Origin of the sequence: Haloarcula salinisoli, from assembly GCF_019599405.1 — an archaeon.
Taxonomy (GTDB): Archaea; Halobacteriota; Halobacteria; order Halobacteriales; family Haloarculaceae; genus Haloarcula; species Haloarcula salinisoli.
In genome coordinates this window covers 1,638,843-1,659,462 of the sequence record NZ_RKLQ01000001.1, presented here as the reverse complement: position 1 = coordinate 1,659,462, position 20,620 = coordinate 1,638,843, and the positions used below count along the sequence as shown (strand labels likewise).

15 protein-coding genes are annotated in these 20,620 nt (G+C 50.3%); 12 read left to right on the top strand and 3 right to left on the bottom strand.

The genetic code is table 11. The features are described 5' to 3' along the window. The first annotated feature begins 48 nt into the window (after positions 1 to 48). The 7 genes from EGD98_RS08610 (at position 49) to EGD98_RS21260 (ending at position 12,876) form a co-directional block, all read left to right on the top strand. Entirely contained in the window at positions 49 to 1,698 is a 1,650-nt protein-coding gene (locus EGD98_RS08610) for a DUF7845 domain-containing protein (protein WP_220587925.1), read from the top strand. Between the two features lie 696 nt (positions 1,699 to 2,394). Continuing rightward, entirely contained in the window at positions 2,395 to 3,306 is a 912-nt protein-coding gene (locus tag EGD98_RS08605) for an HNH endonuclease (RefSeq protein WP_220587924.1), read from the top strand. A gap of 328 nt (positions 3,307 to 3,634) precedes the next feature. Further along, positions 3,635 to 5,980, top strand: a complete 2,346-nt coding sequence (locus EGD98_RS08600; RefSeq protein ID WP_220587923.1) for a DrmE family protein — start codon at positions 3,635 to 3,637, stop codon at positions 5,978 to 5,980. A gap of 12 nt (positions 5,981 to 5,992) precedes the next feature. Then, positions 5,993 to 9,688 (top strand): DEAD/DEAH box helicase family protein, encoded by a 3,696-nt coding sequence (locus EGD98_RS08595; RefSeq protein ID WP_220587922.1) that lies wholly within the window; start codon positions 5,993 to 5,995, stop codon positions 9,686 to 9,688. Next, the gene (locus EGD98_RS08590; protein ID WP_220587921.1) at positions 9,688 to 11,697 is read left to right on the top strand and encodes a hypothetical protein; all 2,010 of its coding nucleotides are present in this window, start codon (positions 9,688 to 9,690) and stop codon (positions 11,695 to 11,697) included. Before EGD98_RS08595 ends, EGD98_RS08590 begins: the two co-directional genes overlap by 1 nt. 1 nt (position 11,698) lies before the next feature. Further along, entirely contained in the window at positions 11,699 to 12,586 is an 888-nt protein-coding gene (locus EGD98_RS08585; protein WP_220587920.1) for a phospholipase D-like domain-containing protein, read from the top strand. 143 nt (positions 12,587 to 12,729) lie between these two features. After that, positions 12,730 to 12,876, top strand: a complete 147-nt coding sequence (locus EGD98_RS21260) for an SOS response-associated peptidase family protein (RefSeq protein ID WP_220587919.1) — start codon at positions 12,730 to 12,732, stop codon at positions 12,874 to 12,876. Between the two features lie 168 nt (positions 12,877 to 13,044). Here the strand turns inward: EGD98_RS21260 and EGD98_RS08575 are convergent, their stop codons facing one another. Next, positions 13,045 to 15,132 (bottom strand): DNA cytosine methyltransferase, encoded by a 2,088-nt coding sequence (locus EGD98_RS08575; RefSeq protein WP_220587918.1) that lies wholly within the window; start codon positions 15,130 to 15,132, stop codon positions 13,045 to 13,047. Positions 15,133 to 16,056: 924 nt separating this feature from the next. Here EGD98_RS08575 and EGD98_RS21255 point away from each other — a divergent pair. The 4 genes from EGD98_RS21255 to EGD98_RS21385 all read left to right on the top strand — a co-directional run bounded on the left by EGD98_RS21255 (position 16,057) and on the right by EGD98_RS21385 (position 18,258). Continuing rightward, positions 16,057 to 16,320: a DUF7386 family protein gene (locus tag EGD98_RS21255; RefSeq protein WP_425433346.1), complete on the top strand. Its 264-nt coding sequence runs from the start codon at positions 16,057 to 16,059 to the stop codon at positions 16,318 to 16,320. Positions 16,321 to 16,532: 212 nt separating this feature from the next. Next, the gene (locus EGD98_RS08570; protein ID WP_220587917.1) at positions 16,533 to 17,135 is read left to right on the top strand and encodes a transcriptional regulator; all 603 of its coding nucleotides are present in this window, start codon (positions 16,533 to 16,535) and stop codon (positions 17,133 to 17,135) included. Beyond that, positions 17,132 to 17,560 (top strand): DUF6884 domain-containing protein, encoded by a 429-nt coding sequence (locus EGD98_RS08565; protein ID WP_220587916.1) that lies wholly within the window; start codon positions 17,132 to 17,134, stop codon positions 17,558 to 17,560. Before EGD98_RS08570 ends, EGD98_RS08565 begins: the two co-directional genes overlap by 4 nt. After that, positions 17,539 to 18,258: a GIY-YIG domain-containing protein gene (locus EGD98_RS21385; protein WP_483867030.1), complete on the top strand. Its 720-nt coding sequence runs from the start codon at positions 17,539 to 17,541 to the stop codon at positions 18,256 to 18,258. Before EGD98_RS08565 ends, EGD98_RS21385 begins: the two co-directional genes overlap by 22 nt. A gap of 138 nt (positions 18,259 to 18,396) precedes the next feature. On the opposite strand, the gene EGD98_RS08555 is transcribed toward EGD98_RS21385, so the two are convergent. Together EGD98_RS08555 and EGD98_RS08550 are read right to left on the bottom strand one after the other, a co-directional pair. Then, positions 18,397 to 18,780: a hypothetical protein gene (locus tag EGD98_RS08555; protein WP_220587915.1), complete on the bottom strand. Its 384-nt coding sequence runs from the start codon at positions 18,778 to 18,780 to the stop codon at positions 18,397 to 18,399. A 145-nt stretch (positions 18,781 to 18,925) separates the two neighbouring features. Further along, a complete protein-coding gene (locus EGD98_RS08550; protein WP_220587914.1) occupies positions 18,926 to 19,741 on the bottom strand; it encodes a hypothetical protein in 816 nt (271 codons plus the stop codon). Positions 19,742 to 19,956: 215 nt separating this feature from the next. On the opposite strand from EGD98_RS08550, the gene EGD98_RS08545 reads away from it, so the two are divergent. Beyond that, positions 19,957 to 20,616 carry a hypothetical protein gene (locus EGD98_RS08545; RefSeq protein WP_220587913.1) on the top strand — a complete coding sequence of 220 codons (660 nt, stop codon included), beginning with the start codon at positions 19,957 to 19,959 and terminating at the stop codon, positions 20,614 to 20,616. The last annotated feature ends 4 nt before the right edge of the window (positions 20,617 to 20,620 follow it).

Here is a 20,620-nt window from a genome sequence, read left to right as displayed (position 1 = left end):
CCGTAGCCCCGCGTATCGGCCATATCGGTCGCTGCGCGCAGCCCGGAAATGGAGGTGTCGCGCGTGACGGGGTACATCGAGCCGGCCCCACACGAATTCTCCGCGAACTTCCTGTTCGACGAGAACGGGCTGGCCCCGTACTTCGCCGCCGACTCACGAGTGAAAGCAGGCGACGGCAGCCAAGTCGCTGAATTCACCGACCAGGGGGAGCAGTGGATCGTGAAGCTGTATTTCCAGGAGAGCAATATCGTCCATCCGGGTACTCGACTACCGACTGGGACAGAGTGGCGGCTCCACGAGATGCGGGAGTTTCGACTGAAAGTCGCTCGTCACCCAGATGAGGATCCAGTCGGTGAACAAGACTTCAATGCTCACCTGGCTCCCCGTTGGCAGGGAATGAAAACCGAGAACAAGTACGGAAATGTCTCGGAGCATTCGGTCCCGGAGCCGATTATAGAGGCTATCAACGTGAAAATCGCCGGGTCGAATATCGAATTCGCGCGCTACCAGCGATTGCTTCAATCAGCAGCTGCGGCTGTCAGGGTTCGAGGTGACTATTTCGAGGTCCCACACGAGTACAGCAACATCCAAGATGCCGAACGGTACGTCCGTCTTGCTAAGGAAACTAGCGGGCCGGTCCACGCCCGTGATGGCCCGATCGCCTCGATGGCACACCTCCTGGAAAACGATCGTGCCGGATACCGCAAAGTCGTACAGAACGACGATGACGAGTACGGGCGTAATCTCCCAGGGTACTATCACACGGTCACGCTCGGCCCACGACGCGTCCGCGAGGTCTTCCCCGACCATGCCCTCCCTAAGGAGATCAAACACTACTACGCGAGGCACGCGCTCTCTCAGTCTGGCGACTCACCCTTGGCACATCCGAAGGTGGGTGTGTCCTACCAAGTGAGCCGGTGGAACGAGACCCTTGGAGTTACACCCGACGACCTCGACCAGCTCCAGAGAGAGCTCGACCAGACGCTACTGTCGGTCCTCGCTGATGCCGGGCTCGATATCGCCCCTACGCACGGGACCGGTATCTTCGTCACAGATGCGTACTTTGACGCGAAAACCACAGAGAGCGGCCCGGAAGTGATCGCACTGGACGTGACTGAGATACGGTCGACTCAGGAGAGCGTCGTCATCCGCCACCTCGCAGATGGTCTCAGTCCAGTTCAGTGGGAGAGCCTACAGACACTCGTCACCGACGGCGGTGAAGTTTCGCCAGCCGATATCGCTGATGAGCACGGTCGGCACGTTGAGAGTGTCCGCCGAGCGCTGCGCGGGATTGAGGACTTAGTGGAGCGTGAATACGCCCGAGTAAGTCTCCGGTCGAGCCATATCGCTGATCTCGTCCACCAGGCCGTCACAGAGGCAGAAGACGCTGTGAAGCGCGCTGCCGAGGCAGGCGCGAAGGCTGTCAGGACTGCTCAGCAGGGCATGGACGAGACGATGAGCGTCTTCATCGCTTGGGCCGCCCGACATGGTATCGACATCGACGATGCTCTCAGCCGGCGTGAGGCACGGATGGAAATGCGGTTTGGTGCTCCTGGTCAGCGAGCCGGTCGAGTCATTCGGGAGGGCTTCGAGATCTGGGAGGATGCAGGACTCCCAGCCCAGCGGTACCGCATGGCGAGAATTCGATTTAGCGACGGTAGTCTCGCTAACGCCTGGCAGTACCTGAACCCCGGATAGCCGGGTGACCAGTGAGTGGCAACACTGGCTATACGCTCTATTTACCGGTTAGAATAGCCTCTTCCGGCCCGACTTGACCAATTCCCGACAGTTTCCCGGACTATCGCGAGAGCGCGAGCGATCCGTCTCGCGTCGAAAATCAACCCGGGGGGTTTGATTCTCTCTTAGGGGTGTGCCTAAGGGCACAAAATCAAAATACTCCGCCTTAGCACAACGAACCGCAAGCGAATTCAGGGTGCGTGCGCCTTTTGCGGATGCCCAAAATTCGAGCCCATCAGGGCCGTCGGCGCGAGGGCGTACTCGTGGGGGCCAGTAGAGACGCCGCGCTGACCGTCGGACTGTGTTTAGGCGAAGTCTCGACCTAGCATCCTGGGCCGACACGGATAGGATGTGCGCCCCTTACCGAGCTCCACGAGAGCGTAACAATCTGCGGACCCAGAACGCTCACGACATCGATGTATTATAAATGGATTTGAGTGACCGCCGAACGAAACCGAAGAGCGTCAAGAGACTGAACCAACAATTCCCGCGGTACTCTCGAAGACGAGTGTCTCTTCGACGGTTTTCTGAAGATTGTGCGCGTATCGCGAGGTAGAACATCGCGAAGCCGATTGCCGTGATCGTCGCATCACCCATCCTCGAAGAGAATCCGTCAGCGGCCAATTTTATACATCCGCCAAACAATTTAAATGTTGAATGGTGGATTTTGCACTATCCTGGCCATTAGAAATTGGTGAAAGGCTGTCTCAAGAAGAGGTAGACGACGTTTTTAGCGCGAACTTCGGGTTTCAGTTCAAAGGAATAACGCCCCGCACTCGCGATGAGGGGAAATTTATCATCCTGAATTCTAATGCGGGGGAAATCTACGACGATCAACACCGTGACGATGGAACACTGATCTACGAAGGTGAGGGTAAGGAGGAAAAGGGGGACCAATCATCAGACTATGCGAACGGAGCGCTCATCGAGGCGGAATCTGAGTTGCGTCCCATCTATCTGTTCACAAGTGAGGAAGGGGTCGACGAGTACGAATACGAGGGCCTCGTCGACGTTCAAAATTACAGGTATGTGAGCGACGGTTCGCGGATGGTCTACAAGTTCGAACTGCAGAAGCTCGGGGTAGCAAGTTGGGAGGAGTACCAGGAAATGGCTGAGGAAGTGAGCGACCCAGATGAGGACTCACCTTTATTAATCGACAACGATCCCGAGTATACCGAAAGTAGACGTCGAGTGAGATCGACCACCTTTGCTCGTGAAGTGAAGCAGCAGTATGACTACACGTGTGCGGTTTGTGGTCAGTCTCGACGAACTCCAACAGGGCATCCGGAAGTAGAAGCCGCTCACATCTATCCGAAGTCGGAAGGCGGCGACGACGATGTACGGAACGGAATCGCACTCTGTAAACTCCACCATTGGGCGTTCGACTCGGGGTGGTTCAGCCTAACCGACGATAGAACCGTGACCGTGAACGAATGGTCGGAGCGTGAACTTCCTGAGGAAGTTGCATCTCTTGCAGGGAATCAACTGTTAGAACCCAAAAGCCTCGACAAAGTGCCGGATCAGCAGGTGATCGAAGGTCATCGAGAACTCCACGGATTCGAGTCTTGAATGTGCGCGAGTGCTATTTGATGGCCCCTGTCTTCATATAGTCGACGAGTGTCTGGGCTTAGATCTTCTGTAGAACGCGGTCATCAACAAGAATGGGCTTCAACCGGGACTCTCGTCAACATGCTAGCCATATGATTTGTTTGAATAAGTGATTAAAACTGCCAGAATTTCCTCAATAGACTGAGGTACTAACTATGATAGAGAAGGCCGATATATGATTGCACCTGACAGAATATTGAATAGATGTGCAATCCAAATCATTATGTAATTTGGAATTGAATAAGTGGTAAGTACTTAATGAATAGCGATACCTTGTCAACATGGATTAATGGATCCTGAAAATATTGGATCCCTTGCGAGTGAGTGCTATTCTCGCGGAGCTCTTGCTGGCTTTCAGGCTGGAAATATCCGAGTCGACGGTGATCGGTTTACGCTCTCCCCTGTGGAAGCTGCAGTGACAGAGCGTGCAGTCAGAAACATCGAATCTGAAGAGAGTATCCTGATCGAGACTTCGTTCCCTTCAAATTCAATTCCGGTTGGACTGGCAGTAGCTCTTGCTTTTGACGAGCATCCCAATCGTGGTGGTGGCAACTTCCCTGTTCTTCTTTTTCCCCGCCAAGGGTATACAACCGTTTTTGACCGGTTCCACTATCGGGATACGACAAACCCGACGTACAAGGAGGGAAGTGATCCCGTTCCCCGTTATGTGGTGAATTCTTTATCAGAGATGGAAAACCGCTGGGGGATTTTCACCGCTAATAGCCAGTTTAATTTCGATATTGAATCCGGGACACCCCTCCCAGCAGGGATAATCATCGACCTGCGAGCGCCGCGTTGGCATGATACATATGCACGGCAATTAGTAGAGCTGTTCGCGGCTGCAGGGAAAGGACGGGTTGCATTTATTGGGGACTCCGATGGCTACGGAATGGGATATGACCTAGCTCGGACTCACTCTGACGAGCAGATTCAGATACGCCCGACTCACCTAGAGTCTTCTCCGATAGAGTCGATACCCGTCAACCTGGACACAAAATTAGCGATTATTGAGAATCTTCTTGCTGTGGGTGACGTCTCATACGATTACTATAGTATCATCGCTGAAGAAGTAGACCATCTCCATCGACAGTTCGCTGCTAAGAAAATCGAACTACAGGAACGAAATATTGCCCCCAAAGTTGTTGGCGGATTATATAACCGGTTAACCCAATTGCCAGTCAAGCCAAAATACTGGAATCGCGTGAGCAAGTCCCACGGATACTTTGACTCCATTCCGCAGCAAGTCGACCGTCTGAATCTAATCGCAGAACAAATTAGTCATGGTGGTGGTCGAATCCGTAACTTCACTGAGACAGCTACCCAGTTAGAAGCAACCCTGAACGACGAGCAACCACTTCAAAACTATCTCTTGAATGCAGTGGAGCGGGCACGGGAACAAGACAATCCCACGCGGTTTGTATTCAGCAATAAACGTGTCCAGGAAGCGTTCATCCTAGCGGCGGAGGAACGGGATTTCACGGTCGGAGAATCCGAGAATATTGTCTTAACAACGAAATCAGACATAGATCCAGTCAAAGACAGTCGAACTGTCTACGCTGGGGTGGCTCCTCGGGATTCGAACCATTATGAGTTCCCGAGGAGTGAGACTGTTGCATTCGTACATCACAAAATCCTGAACCAGTTTATTATTCATCGAGCTAGGGCTCTTGCTGGGGAGTCTGTATCCCAACAAGAGCACACTGTTGGTGGCGGTAGCTTGGACGGAGAGCCCATCGATCTGGATGACATAGAATCTGAAGTGACGAGTGTAGGCCCAGTTGCGTCCAACTCTACGAATGGGGGTGACGCAAGCCAGTTGATGAGTAGCTCTTCTTTGTGGGGTGCCGGCAATGATTCGGAGGAGTCTAGTGACGAATCGGCCGTTAACAACCCTGCTAATACAGACAGCGATGATGAATCGGAGCCGTCAGAACGTCTGAAACTCACATTCGAGGAGGACCACGAGCGAATTACGCTTACGCCGCTCTCTCGGGTTACGAAATATTCCCCTGCTGAAGGTGATATCGTCCGAACCCGGGCGAAGAGTCTGGAAAGAGGCGATACGATCCTTCTTATTGACGATATCGCAGATGACATCTATGATATTGTCATTGATCATGCCCAAGAACGCGAAAGGATTCGTGAGGACACTGATCTTGTTGAAGGTTGGAGGGACCAACTAAACCGAACCTTAGAACAAGAGAATTGGATAGTCAAGGAATTTCAACAACAGCTACAGGAAATGGGATCGGATATCACCTCCCCGGTCACGATTACTCTCTGGCGGTACGGAAAGACAATCGCGCCTGATGATCCTGAGGATATCAAGCGAGTCTATCAACTGTGCCGACCTGGCGTCGATGCCAGTATGTTCGAAACCCTAGCCACTGATGTCAATGAAGCGGCGCAACGGATTCGCGACCGCCACAACAAGATTGGCCGACGAATTCGACCGCTTATTGAGCATGAGTTAGACGCAACAACGGATAGCTCACAGTCCCAATATTATGATGAGGTAACTCGGCGGCGAATCCGCGAAGATACTAAACGGCTTACGGTCAAAGGCATTGATCAACTAGAAACGTCTTCTAACCAAAGTGGGAACCAACAGACTACTGAGTCAACAAGCGATTAAACATAAAATATAATGTCAAACTTTAAAGGCGGGAACACGGCTGAACGATCGATTGGGACTGCATTAGCAGAACGGACACTGCAGCAAGTTCGGGGCCATCATCAACCATATTGCGTCTCCGAGGAACCCAAGCGGGCTTACTATATCTCGAACCTCACTCCTCCGAGTGACGACGAAGAATCTACGAAGAGTGCAGAAATAAAGCCGAATTCCATCGGACTCGATTTCCAGCCCATTGCCACGCAGTACCCGATCTTACTTGAATTTGAAGTCTACTATCAGACCTATCCGACCTACTCTGAATATCGAGACCTAACAGCAACGGAGGAAGAGGGCGACGATACAGCCGAACGGCAGAACAGCAGTGCGAATTCGTATGCGTTTGATGACCCGTTCTACCGACGGGTAGATGTTGCATTTGAGACTGAAATCAGTCTCGAATCGCTTCAAGCTGATGCAGCCCAAATAACTCAACAATTACATGCTGAACTTGAAGATGCGCTTGAGAAGGCGAGTAGGATTACACAGCCGACAACCACGACCTTAGATCCTAAGGAGAGTGATTTAGAGTTACACAATCTCACCGAATCCGGTTATCAGGATGCAGTAGACCGACTGCGGCACCATCCAATCGGCAATCTCACGTGGCCGATCGAGTTCACAGCAGAGAAATCCGAGGATCAACTTCGGCTACGGTTGGAACTCAACTCATTTGGAGATCGATTCAGCATCCCACATAGAGGCGAGGGAACGCCCGAATTGATCTGGGATCCTAATGCAGATGCACGCGAACCCAAAGAGGAGTGTGTATTTAACCCAGTCATCGAAGTCGCTGGCCCAGTAGCAGCGTACGAACTTGATCTAGTCCCGGAAGATTACCGGTTTAGTCAGGAGGTCTGGGCGAAGGGTCACAACTGTTCTGTGGGTAACCAGGCTATTGAGAAATCGTCAGAGTTGGATAGTGACATAGAGGCGCCGACTGGATGGTTCAAACTCCAAACGACGGCTGTCCCTACAGCGAGTGTCTATGAATTCGATTTCAGGGACACACATGATACTCGCTTCTTGACGTTAGCTGGCACTACCGGCAACGGGACGATCGAGGCGCTCCGATCGATTGCCCGCGGGATGCGAAGCTATCACAATGATTGGACAGGGACTCGGAAAGCAGAATTCGAGGAAACCCATTCCCCTCAAGAAGTTAGAGCATTTGAAGACGACGCCGAGGCATTCCGTGACGTAGAGATCGATCGCTTTGAGGCCGGTATTGAGATGTTGGCTGATGATGACGAAGCGAAAAGGGCATTCCAGTTAATGAATCGAGTAAACCATCGAGTCCATAGTGAACTCGCAACCGATGAAGGATTCGATGGTTGGCGGCTCTTTCAACTCGTTTATATTGTTTCTAATCTACCTGATATTGTCGCTCGTGATCCTGCAGACCGTCGAAATAAGTACGAAACAGACTTCAGCGATGATGCTGATGTACTATGGTTCCCAACTGGGGGTGGGAAAACAGAGGCATATCTCGGAATTGTCCTTACTACGCTATTCTTTGACCGTATTCGAGGAAAGGACCGTGGTGTCTCCGCTTGGATCCGATTCCCCCTTAGATTACTTTCGTCTCAGCAGAAATCTCGGTTCCTAAAGGCTCTCCTGGTTGCAGAAGAGTTCCGCCGAGCGGACGGCGAACCAGATTCTGAAGAGTTTGGATTGAATGGAATCGGGGATGAGTTCTCCCTCGGGTTCTTCGTCGGGGGTCAAGATACACCCAATTCTATCGGTGAGGACAAAAGAAAACTATATTTATCTCGGCAGCAGGCTGTGAGAAATGATTGTCAGGTTGTGTCAGCCTGCCCTCTATGTAACTCTGAGGTCAGAGTTGAGTTTGACGAAGCAAGAAATCTAGTAGAACACTTCTGTACCGGGGATGATTGTGTTGGGCGTCTCCCGCTTTATGTCGTCGATCATGACGTGTATCGCTATCTACCATCAGTTCTGCTTGGATCTCTTGATAAGGTCTCTGTCATGGGATTCCAGCCCCGGTTTGCGAATATTTTCGGCAATATGACTTCCCAGTGTTCTGTTCACGGGCCAGGTTATAGTGATCGATGTCCAGAAAAGGATATCTGTGAAGAGTCGGACAATCTGTCGGAGTTAGATCCTGGAACAAGGGCCGACCGGGATGCCCTATATTTTGATCCTATTCCGTCTCTCCACCTCATTGACGAGGTGCATCTGTTGAATGAAGAACTTGGAACATTTGCCGGCCACTACGAAACAGCATACTTGGAATTCTGTAAGCTGGCCAGTGCTTGGCAAGACCAAGATGAGCCAAGCATTGAGGGTGGGGTTGAGCCGAAAGTTCTCACCTCAACAGCGACAATCTCTAAATACAAACGCCAGATTCAAAATCTATTCCAGAAGGACGCAGTTCGCTTTCCTCAGGACGGACCTGAACTTCGAGAAACGTACTACGGTGAGCTTAGCGAAAGCGAAGTCGAGCGAGAGTTTGGTGGCGTCACACCGAACAATCGAACCCACCTCTATGCTGTTCTTGACTTTATTAAGCAGTACCACGAGAATATTCGGGACTACCAGGACGCGACTCCAGGAGAGGTGGTTCGAGATATAATAAAAACGTCGTATAGTCTCCGTTCAGGAACGTCCAAATCCGAGATCGTAGAATCTAAAATCAATAATCTTGTTAACGAAGCGGATTGGGCAGACTCATTTGATGCAGAAACTCAGACCGATATTCTGGATAAGTATGAAACGTCTCTTGTCTACTTCACAAATAAGCGCGAGAAGGACACATATCGGAATAGCATCGGAAAGCAAATTGCCGATGAAATGGCTTCAGAGGGCTACAATCGACCTCTCAATATCCAACAATTGACCGCTGATACACAGGGGACAGGAGTACTTGATACGCTCCTTGATCCTCCTGAAGAATTCGAAAACCGGACTGACACTATCCCGTGTACGTCATTTGTTGGTCACGGTATCGATAATCCCAGATTTAATTTCATGGTCTTCTTTGGGTATCCATCACAAACTTTCCAGTATATTCAAGCATCTTCTCGTGTCGGACGCTCCAGTGGGACCCCCGGATTTGTTATCGACTTTTTCAGACCGTTTGATCAGCGAGACCGCCATCGATACAAGTACTTTGAGACACTCCATGAGCATCTTGATCGCTCGGTTGAGCCGGTTGCAATCGACCGATGGGCCAAATTTGGTGCAGAGCAGACCTTCCCAGGAATTCTCAAGAGTATCCTCCTGCAATACTACCGTCCAAAATACTACTGGGATTCGACTGATGGAGAGCGATCAATGTACGTCAATGACGATGGCGAAGAAGAGCGATTGAATGTTCAGACAGCAGATCACTTCTATGAGATAATGCATCGTGATTCGAAATACCCGGATGTCACCAAAGAAAAGACTATTGAGATGGTTAAACGGCTCTACGGGACTGATACGGCAACACGTTCTATTAATCATATTCGGACATACCTAGAATCGGAAACACGGCGTCTGTGGGCAATCTGGAACAATGAACTCGGAAGTGAGATGAATACTCCTGGATTTCCTCGGGATGAAGGGCCCATGCGTAACCTACGGGACATCGGTGATCAAGGGTCTGTTCGACCGTTCGACGACACAAATGATTTCCTCGACGCACTCGTACGAGGTGGGCAATAATGGTTGAAGACATGGACCGCTCTCTGTCTAAATTCCAGTATGAGTTTCTTCCGGGAAATACGCTGAACCACGCACAAATTCAGGCAAGTGGACGAATCAGGAGTGTGGACCGGCGAACGGAGGCCGGACAGTATGTTGAACTCGAAGCTCCAGAAGACTTCCTCATAGGGCGGGTAAAGGAGCATCTCTACAGATGGCCAAATTCAGAAGAGTTACTCGACATCGATCTCTACAATGACGTTGATATCGTTGTTCCTGGAGGTGCTATCTACCATACCTATCCAAGAACATTTGAGTGTTCCCAGTGTGGTATGTTTCTTCGATTTGATTACAATGATGAGCGTGAAATTGCAAGTCTAGACACTGATAGCCTCTTTTCATGTGATAATTGTAATAAGAGATTATCGGTCACAGATCAGCTCCCATTCGTCGCGATCTGTGAATGTGGAGCAATAGACCAACTCTGGGCCCCGACACACACACATGATGGGACAGAACTCAATATGGAACTGGATCGTCCCACGACCCGGATGTCTAGCTGGGAATGGCACTGTGTCCACCCGGGCTGTTCGGAGTCGATACCGTTTATGGCAACTGATGTGAGCTGCCCAGACCCGTCATGCGACAATGATGACCTGATGGTCACGAACCACACTGACTCGAGCGTTTTCTACCCTCAGTCTGAGGACTTTGTTAATGCTCAGGAAGGACTAGAGAATATTGATCGAACCCGGTATCGTGCGAAGGTCATCAGTGACTATGTACTTGCGACAGATATTCAATATCCGACTGAGAGCGAGATCAAGCAAAAAGCGGCCGAACTCTTAGGCGGCACTGAAGAATTCATGTTGGCTGATGAGGATGAGGAACGCCGCGCACGAGAGCAAGCAAAAACGGCACTCCTCCCAGATAGAGAAGAACATCGCAGGCATATCAAGGATTGGCTAGAAAACAGGTCCGGTTTCGATGATCAACAAAAAGCCAGTCTTACACAGGAATGCTATGAATTTCTGAGTCTGACCAAAAATGAGGAATATCAGCCGACAGGTGACTATACAGCGAATTCGGTTCAGGAACTAATCGAATCTCCGGAGAATACCCACCTCACAGAGTCGACATTAGCGTCATACCGTGAAATTCTCAACTCACTCAACATCGAGCAGCTTCACTTGATCGAAGATATCCCACTGACAACGGTCACTTATGGGTACACACGTGTCAAATCTGAACCCCAAAATGTAAGAGATGCTGTTGACACTGAGGCAAGTCCTGCTCAGAATGACAATCCTGACGGGGCCAATACCTCCGACTCCGAGCAAGTTGACCTACAGCTCAACACATTCACGACACAGAGTGATCCGTTCCCAACGTTCTACGCCCAAGAAATGAGAGCGGAAGGTGTATTGGTCAAATTAGATCCTGAACTCGTATTAGACTGGCTGGTCGAAAACAACGTCATCACGGATGCAAATCGTCCGAGTCCCGACGATGCTCGAATGTGGTTCGTCGATCGTATAGCAGCTCCCGGTCGATATGATAGCTTAGTGGATGACCGAGATGGCACTCACTTACTGACTAATGAGCGACAATGTATTTCTCGGCATATCTATTCATTGATCAACACCTATGCTCACGTATTTATGAACACGATGGGGAGCCTATCGGGACATCAACGTGAAAGCTTGGTTGAGCGGCTTATGCCGCATACGCTTTCATTCCTCGTCTACAAACGTCCAGACACAGATCAAGCCCTCGGGACTGTGCTATCGCTGTTTGAAGAACGGTTTGATCAGTTCCATACGCAACTTCAGGAGCAGATAACCTGCCCTCTCGATCGGGTCTGCTATGCGGACGAAAATGGGGCTTGTGAGCATTGTCTCTACCTACCAGCAATGTCGACAGATAATACGAATCACAACCTCGGACGGGCAACTCTCTTCGGAGGTCCGTTTGACGAAGGGAAACCTGGGGGCGACGGAGAAGAAATAGACGGCTATCTCTCTATTTAATATGGTTGATTATGGCGGACCGATGGATAGAGAGCTGCTTGTTGAAACGGCGTCAGCATTTCTGAATCTCTCTGGATCATACGACTACGAAGTCGTTGGAACCACTCTCCGATATCTTCAACAGCAAAATACGAATGTAAGCGTCGATGGCCTGCGCGCCGAAGTCGAAATCAAGGCTCCTAATCATGAACTAGAACAGTTGCTCGATCACCTCCGTTATCACAGATACATTGGTTCAGATGCAGTTCGTACACGAACTCGTGCCCTCCCGACAATAGGTTACACCGCGGAGCTGCTCCAGCAGCGCCAGGAGATCTCACCCCCTGTCGATTTGTTAGCAACCTTTCCTGACGATGATGCACTTTCCACAGACGGCTTCAATGACCTACTCACAGGCGTATTAGACATAATCAAGAATGCATCTTCGCACGTCTGGATTGTTAGCCCATTTCTTTCTGCTGAAGCTTTTGAGCGGTTGCGACCTGCATTGTTGTCAGCAGTCGACCGTGGCAGTTCGATATCTCTAGTAACGCGATATCTCACCTATGGTGGGCAAGATGGAGAATTCAACCGGGAATTCACCCACCATTTGCTAGATTCTCCTTGTGGTAACAACGTCAGACTATATGAATATATCAACGATGAGAGCTGGTCAACTTTCCATGCCAAGGTCGTGGCTACTGATCAGGAGGAGGCTTATCTCGGAACTGCAAACGTAACCGGGCAAGGCTTTCTTTCAAATCTAGAGCTGGGAGTTAGGTTCGAAAGAGCTGCCGCCAGGGAACTAATTGGGTTGCTCGAATCGCTTCGGGATTCAGAACATTTCCACAACGTCGAACGAGTAGCCGGCGGATTCGATCGTAAGCAGATATCTTCTAATCGTGATTAACCTAAGTAGTTGAAATTATTCCTCCAGTTGAAATGTGCCCAGTTCCCTCCTGGGATCAAGATCCCGAAGTGGCACAACATCGCTCCCTGTGAAGACTTCGTCGTGGTCCAGAACAACCCTCCCGAGAAGTGTGATATGCTCGAGTGGGGTTCATCCGCGAATGGGCTGAGGACCACGACGACGTGCCGACGCAAATCAACGCCCGAAGCAAGACTTTCGTGGAGAAGCCGATGTTCAGGGAAGCCTTCGACGACAGCCGATGCCTGATCCCCTACGGGTTCGACGGATAGGGATTCAGAGGTAGCAAGCAGCCCAGACACATCAGTGCGTCAACAGAGTGTCCTATGCTGGGTCGTGGGAGAAGTGGTCCCCGTCCGGAGGAGAGAATCCCTGCGTGACCTGCAGGATACTGACGAACGAGACGAGCGATCTCGTCAGCGAGATACGCGACATTTGGTTTACTCCGATGTGGTGGGCATTTTTCCGGTTAGTACGTCCTCCTGAATGTGAGTTCGAATTTCTGTCAACTCGGCACCCATATCGAATGGTGAGGCGGAAACCAAGTTCGGGAATGGATATGTACAGAGAACCTCTGGGGCACCAGACTCAGAGTTTTGAATGTTAGAGTGAGTAGAGGGGGTTCTGATATCGTATCGCAGTTCCCGCAGTTTTTCCAATGTATTTACCAGCGCTGGCCGCGGTATACCCGCACTATCCGCGATTTCACTGATAGTGAAGTATCGATTGCAGTGGTTTTCGCTCGAGAAGAATTCTGCAACCTGGCGTAATGGGCTTGCAGATATCCCGTTGAACGAGATATGGGTTGAGAAATTGCTAGGGGCACAAGAATAGTGCCCGACAACACTCATTAGTTGCTCATAATCAGTACGTGCTCTGATGTCCTCTATCAGAACCGCCCAAATCGAGAATAAATCTGGCACTTCGACACCCTCAGCTACTACTTTGATTTCAGCAGCCTCAATAGCAGGTAAGAGATAACCCTCGTCGGATACTAGCTTGAGTTCAATCGTTCCTCCGGAGGTGTCATTCACACCAGTTATATCCACCGAGTGAGTTCCATTGGCCACCTGAGAATTTACTAGATACTGACGTTCTCGCAACTCCTCATAAAATGATCCCTCCTCAAGTAGTTCAATTATGCCCCCCAAATCAAATTCATACTCTCGAGGAGTAATCCATTCTGGGTCAACCTCTTTATTAATCTCCGCTCGGTCACCGAGCCGCTTCTGAGCTCGCTGAGTACGTACCTTCAACGGAGTGCGCTTCCTGCTCCGGAAGTTTAGTTCGGCATTATCGGAAAGTTGATCAGGAACAGCCCGTTCAGACAGAGACTGGTACGGAAGGAAGGGACTTTCCCACTCCATTTCCGGAATCCAGTCAAACAGTTGCGCAGCCATACTGCGTGCGAGGACGCACGCCATCCTTGGCGGGACTGAATTGCCAATCTGCCTAACTACCTTCGAGTAGCTTCCAGCCAACTGGTAATTATCGGGGAAAGACTGCAATCGTTTCAATTCTGACTCGGTGAAACGTCTGTTGTCCCAATGGAACGGTCCATTTGCTCCCCCGGGTTGAGCTTTTAATGTTCTAACCGGCTCACTCGGAATCGCCTTGTAGAGGAAGTCCGAGAACCTCGACCTCCAAGCGAATCTTGGATTAGGATGGCCCAGCTTCTCAGTGAAGAAGCTGTAATTGAGGCCTGGAGGAACTTCTGGCAACAAGTCGGCATGTTTCGAATTCATCGAGTACTTATCACCACACACGTCAACTGTGAGGCCTGACAACGCGTCTCCGGCTGTGTTTAGCGTAGGCCCCCCGTCAGATTCTGGGCCATGTGTTGGCTTCGGAAAGTGGTATCCGCGGTTCGATTCTTTTCTAACTCCTACTATGAACGTTCTTATCCGGTGTTGAGGAACACCATAATCGGCAGTGTCCAGAGTTTTGGGTTTCACCTTGTAACCCGCATTTTCGAAGGCTTGTTTGATCGGTTCCCAATCCTCATCATTTGAGGTTATTCCGTAGACGTTCTCGAAGAGAAACGCAGAGGGTTCCCACTCCTCAAGTAAATCGCAGTAGGCCAGAAACAATCGTCCCTCCTCACTCTCTGTACCGTTTGTACCCCCCGTTCTGCGGGCGGCGGCAGAGAACGGCTGGCAAGGTGGGCCACCGACGAGTATGTCAGGGTCTACATCAAGGTTAGCCTCGGCCGTCCCATCCTGGAGTTCTTTTACGAACTCTACGATGTCCCGATTGACGATGGTCGCTTCTGCATCGAACCATTCCTCCTTGTTCTCCCGAAGTGTTCTGATCGCAGTCGAATCATTATCGAGGTGAAATACAGTTTGAAATATGGAGGGCAGGGCGAAACCAAGGTCGAGCCCTCCGGCTCCTGAAAACACGCTTGCTACTCGGAACTTCGAATTGGCGGGCAACGTCACCTTTTTAGTAAACTCTGGATACATACCAATAATTGTTACTCTCCTCAGATTCAATCCCAACCTTTCAATCGGGAAAGGCAGACGCATAGTTAGGTATCTCGTCGAGTATGACCGCCGAACCTCGCCACGTAGTGAGGGGCCACCTTACTTCCTCGCGCCCGGTCCTGTCGGTCGTTGATGAACGATTCGCTCTTCCCTTTCTTGGCAAAATAGGTTGTGTTCGACTTGCGGAAATTGGTTGGCGTGGTAGGCTTCTAGACGCCCGCCTTCCTCCCCGCTGGAGTTGAGGTTGGACCAACTCCTCTATAACGGTGATCAAGCTACGACTGCCCGGGGTCAGACATAGATGTATTCACAATCCTCGATGTATGCACGTTCCGGGGAAGCAAAGACCCGGGTATATGCATACATTCTATCGTCGATGGTCGGGTGAGACAAGCCGGGTCGGTCGAGCGAATCGGCTATTTATCACCAATTCTACCTTGAGTTACCCGAGACGAACGGTCTTGGAAGTAGTCGCATACATTAGTATTTAAACCAGAACTAAGAACCAGAGCTCACCACTCCCGGCGCCCCGGAACGATTGGCAGGGCAGCCGGACTACTGCGTCCCAATCCCCGGGAACAATTGGCGGGGCAGTTGAAGCGCTATGGCCGGTCTCCAAGACCGAATGACCGAGTAACCTGAATAGTACTTCCCGGTCTCCGGAAGCAATTAGCCGGGGCCGTGTAACCCGGCTAATGCTTCCCGGTTTCGAGAACTATCGGCAGGCAGCCGGACTACTACGCCCCGGCCGAAGGGGAACGATCCGACCATCCGGGTCGCCGCGAACCCCATTGTACCATGTTGGACGGTTACATTGGTCGACTCCCCCTTGTAGGCCGCGAGCAATAAGATCCGGATGGCTACCAAGCAAGAATGTCTGGAGGCGATTTCTCCTCGGACCCCGACCAATTATGTGCCGTTCTTGGGATAACACTCTAGGATCTCCGATACGAAGAAGAGAGTACGATGGGTTCGACAAAGCGAACGACGATCCGGCTGACCGACGAACGGCAACGATTACTCGAACAGGCGTCGGCGATTGTTGCTGCTGGTCCGACTGACGATCCCCCGAATTCCGATGTTATCGATGCCGCTCTGACTCACCTAATCGAGTCCCGGGAGAACCTCGACGACGCCAGGGAAGAATTGGACCCGACCACGATCAAGCTCTTCAACACCACTGTGGTCGGATTGCGATACCGGACCTCGGTTGAGAGCCGATGGCGGTAAATCCGACGCGATTAGCCAAGCGATTCGGATAGCGTTCAATGAAGAGAAGTCCGAGTATCAGCCCATTTTCAAGAGCAGTAAACACAGCAGTGCCACTACTTCTGCACGTACCGGAAGCACATAATCCTATAACGCGCTAACCAAATTCTTATGAGAGTGGACCAAACCAGAAATCTGCTAATTAAATTAGAGGATCAGTTGGACCTATAAGAATGAAAACGAGCATACTACTAAAATCACTCGCAGATGATTTGGCTGAAGCCATACCTGAAATCGATTCAGAGGCAGAACATAGTCGCTGGCAACCAGGGCTTGGCCCATTCGAAGAAGAGAGACAAGTCGAGATGCTCCGAAATGCTGTAGAAAATAATACTAACTACTCCATCGAGACTGAGCGAACATATCCTAACGGCGACCAGCGAGTAGACCTCTTCATCAAGAGCGGGGTGACAGAAATCCCGGTCGAAGCGAAGCTCCTTCGCTTCCGATATGACAACGGAAATATCGACCCGAACAGCTTTGCCAAAGCATTTAGCCCCTTTCCCGAGCAAACGACTTCGACACTGCTGACCGACGCTCAAAAGGTTCGCGATGCAGACTTTGAGGAGTATGGAGGGTTACTTGGGCTATACTACGAACCGACCGATGAGCCATACGAACGAATGAGTGCGAAAAGTATTGGGGAGAAATTCTGCCTTGATGTGGAATACTGGTATGATTTCGAGGTAGAAACCAGAAATGTGGCTCACTTCGACGGATTACGGCATCCAGTACATCAACAGGGGGCTGTCATCACGTGGGAGATTATAGAATGAGTCAAGAAATTGGCCTCGTTAGTTGTGTCAAGACCAAGCGGGACGAACCCGACGCTCCGCGAAATCTCTACACGTCTCCTTATTTCGAGAAGATGCGAGACTACGCAGAGCAAAACCACGACGAGTGGTGGGTTCTTTCAGCCAAACACGGCCTCATCAATCCTGACGCAGACCCTATCGAACCTTACGACGAGACACTCAGTGGTGCAAGAGTGGCGAAGAAGCGTGAGTGGGCTGAGAGGGTGGCCAAGCAACTAGATGGGCAGGGATTGCTCTTTGAGGATGTTACGCTGGTCCTCCACGCGGGCAAGGACTACTACGATGAACTTCTCCCGCTAATCGAATCCGCAGGAGTCACCATAGAGATACCTACCGAAGGTTTAGCTATTGGAGAGAAGCAGGCATGGTACAAGGAGCGACTATGATAAGAGCAGATGATATCGACCGATTCTATGCTCTCCTCTCAGAACTCGAAGAGCAGGTCGGTGGCAAGCAACGACTTGGAGAGTGTACTGGCTATATGGACTGGCCCAATCGGGGAATCTATTTCTTTTTCGCACCAGACGAATATCGAGGTCAGCAACTACGGTTAACACGGGTAGGGACCCACGCGGTTTCGCAAGGGTCACAGACAGCTCTTTGGGACAGACTTCGGACCCATCGAGGAGCCCAGCGTGGTACCTACGAAGGTGGAGGAAATCACCGCGGGTCAGTCTTTAGAAAGCGGATTGGTGAAGCAATTATTGAGCGCGATGGTCTCCACGGTGAGCATTCAGATTGGGGAGTAGGGTCAAGCGCAGGGCGGGATCAACGCCTTACAGAATTAGAGTTGGAGCGGAGAGTGAGCGACTACATTCGAGATCTGCCTTTCCTTTGGGTCAAAGTAGATGATGAACCTGGACCGGATAGCGACCGCGCCTACTTGGAACAGAATGTGATTGCCCTCCTGAGCAATCACCAGTGTACGCCGATTGATGAACGAGAACAATGGTTAGGGCAATACAGCCGAAGCGAGAAAATTCGCGATTCAGGATTATGGAATGTGAACCACGTCGATGAGGGTTACAACCCGGAATTTCTCAGTGTCCTCCAAGAACAGATAGAGCAAACATCGCCACCCTGAAAACCATCGACACTTGCTGTGACTCGGGTATGCGCTGGACCTCTAACTCATACAAACAGTGGAGAAGGTCGAGTGACTGACCGACTCATCAATACAACGCATTGTTTTCACAGTTTCAGTCTATAAGTATTTAGGATATTATAAATTGATTTGGCTATATCCAACCAGGTCACTGATATCCGCATAGCTGACTTGCTCTGTGTGCCGAAGCTGATACAATGTCATACTTCCTGAAGGGTATTCCGAGAGTTCTGCTATGATTTTAAAAGTTTGTCTGGCATTTGGTACATCTTCTTCAACAATTCCATTATAAATGGTCTCTTGTCCCATGGGCCTTTCTTGTCCGGCAACCTCTTGGAGTGGAACCTCTCTGACTTCGGGACCACTACTGCTCCACGGAGCGCTAAATGGTATGATAACACTCTCGACAGAGTCGGGATGAACTGCCTGACCTACTTCAATCTCCTGGATATCACCATTAGGTCGCCGTATTGCTAATTTAAAGTCATTAACTACTTTCATAACAGATTTTATGTGCGCCAACGCTTATGACTTCTGCTTAGTCTGATCTCATGTGCTTAGTAGGAGCCCTTGCTCACCTCCAAAATACAGTAAGTATACTCTCAATGCACACGAGCCCGGGTGAAGAAGTGTAATAGAATTATGATTATTCCTGTTCTTGATAAATACGTTCAATAGTCCCTCTCACCCTATATATTGTTTCTTCAGCCTCTGACCAATTAGGTGATTCTTGCGGGTGTGACACTTCGTTCCGTCTATCCTTTAAATAAGATAAGTCGGTAAGCACGGCAGGGCGGTCACTGTCGTGTTTATATTCCTCTGAGAGATTGCCCAAGACCGTTCCCCACGGACCCCGATTAAGCTCTTTTTCGGATTTGGCTTCATACCATATCCTTAGACGGTCCTCCACTGCTCGCAAAGCAATCATAACTGATGCAGTCGTGCATTCTACAGCCAAGCACCGACACGCTTGGCTAATATCATCCTGACATCTCTCTGAAAGCCAATTCCAAGTTTCTTCACGAAATAAATCTTCGGGGTGGCGCAGTACACGTTCGACGTCAAATAGCCCATGCTCTCTAACAGCAATTCTTTTTTCTTTTCGAAGTTCTGATATTAGACTGTCAAACCAAGTATTCGCTTTTTGCTCTAATAACCTTCCATCCTCTGAATTGATATTCGAATTGGCCTTGTATTCCTCTGAAAGTTTCTCCCCAAACTCTGCCATCTCATCGACAACAGGAGCATCAATGTCTGTCTCGGAAAGAACATCAATACACTCCCGCAAAGCGTTCAATATATATCCTCCACCTAGTTCTGGCTCCAGGCCACCGATATCCCATTGATTGGCACCAGCGAGCCTCAGGTAATCGAGATTACTCCCCAATAAGTATGCATCTGTCAATGTGATTTTTCTTTGGCTAGTCCTGTCGGCTTCTGATGTCTTACTACTGTCATTCATTATGGAGCATTTCAACAGGTAGCCGATAAAAACTATCTTTCGGATTTGTAAAGGAACGGGGATTAAATAAAGTCAATTGGCTATGAGTCCGAATGATTTCTCTTAGTTGGGTCAATAAACGCACGCGGTTATTTTTCGGTTCTGGTGAATCGGACGTCTACTATCTGAAACGCTTAAGTATCAAGAATAATGATAGCTCGGAGTATTTTGTATATATGGTTAAAGTACCCGAGCCCCCTACCGGTGTGGACGATCTGCACGCTCAGCCCAAGGTGGCGAGCGACCAAGGACTGCAAGCACTCAAGACCACATTAGAGGACTCGCTCTCAGAAGATGTGTTCGACCGGCTGACAAAATTTGTCGACAACCCACCTAAAGAGCCGAGCGATGAGTACCGTGAAAGAGCACTCGCGTACGTCTCAGACTGCATCGAGCATCGCAAGGCGATTCGACCCGACTCGTTACGTTCGTTGGAGAGTCTGCCAGATCAAATTCAGAGGATAACAAATGGCGGATGGGTATACTATCGGAATGGCAATCAGGACGTAGACCACGATGTGCCAGAAAGCGAGGCAGATGAATCCGACCACGGCAAATATCTTTTCTTCGCGCCTGAGGACGCGCGAAGGCTGGAAAACATTGTGGTAGAACAATTCCAGAGGCGTCCTTTTCGTGCGGCGAAGCTTCCAACGAAGCCCGCCAAGCAGGAAGACTGGGTTCTCTGCCTGTATCAAGGGGACAACCGTTACTGGTACGAGCTTCGAGAGGAGTACAGGGACCCTCCGACGGTACGGTTCAGGGGATTCAAAACGGACAATGCGACACGACGCGGCGAATACTCTGACCGGTTCCGTGAGGTAACGGAGAACACGTGACGGG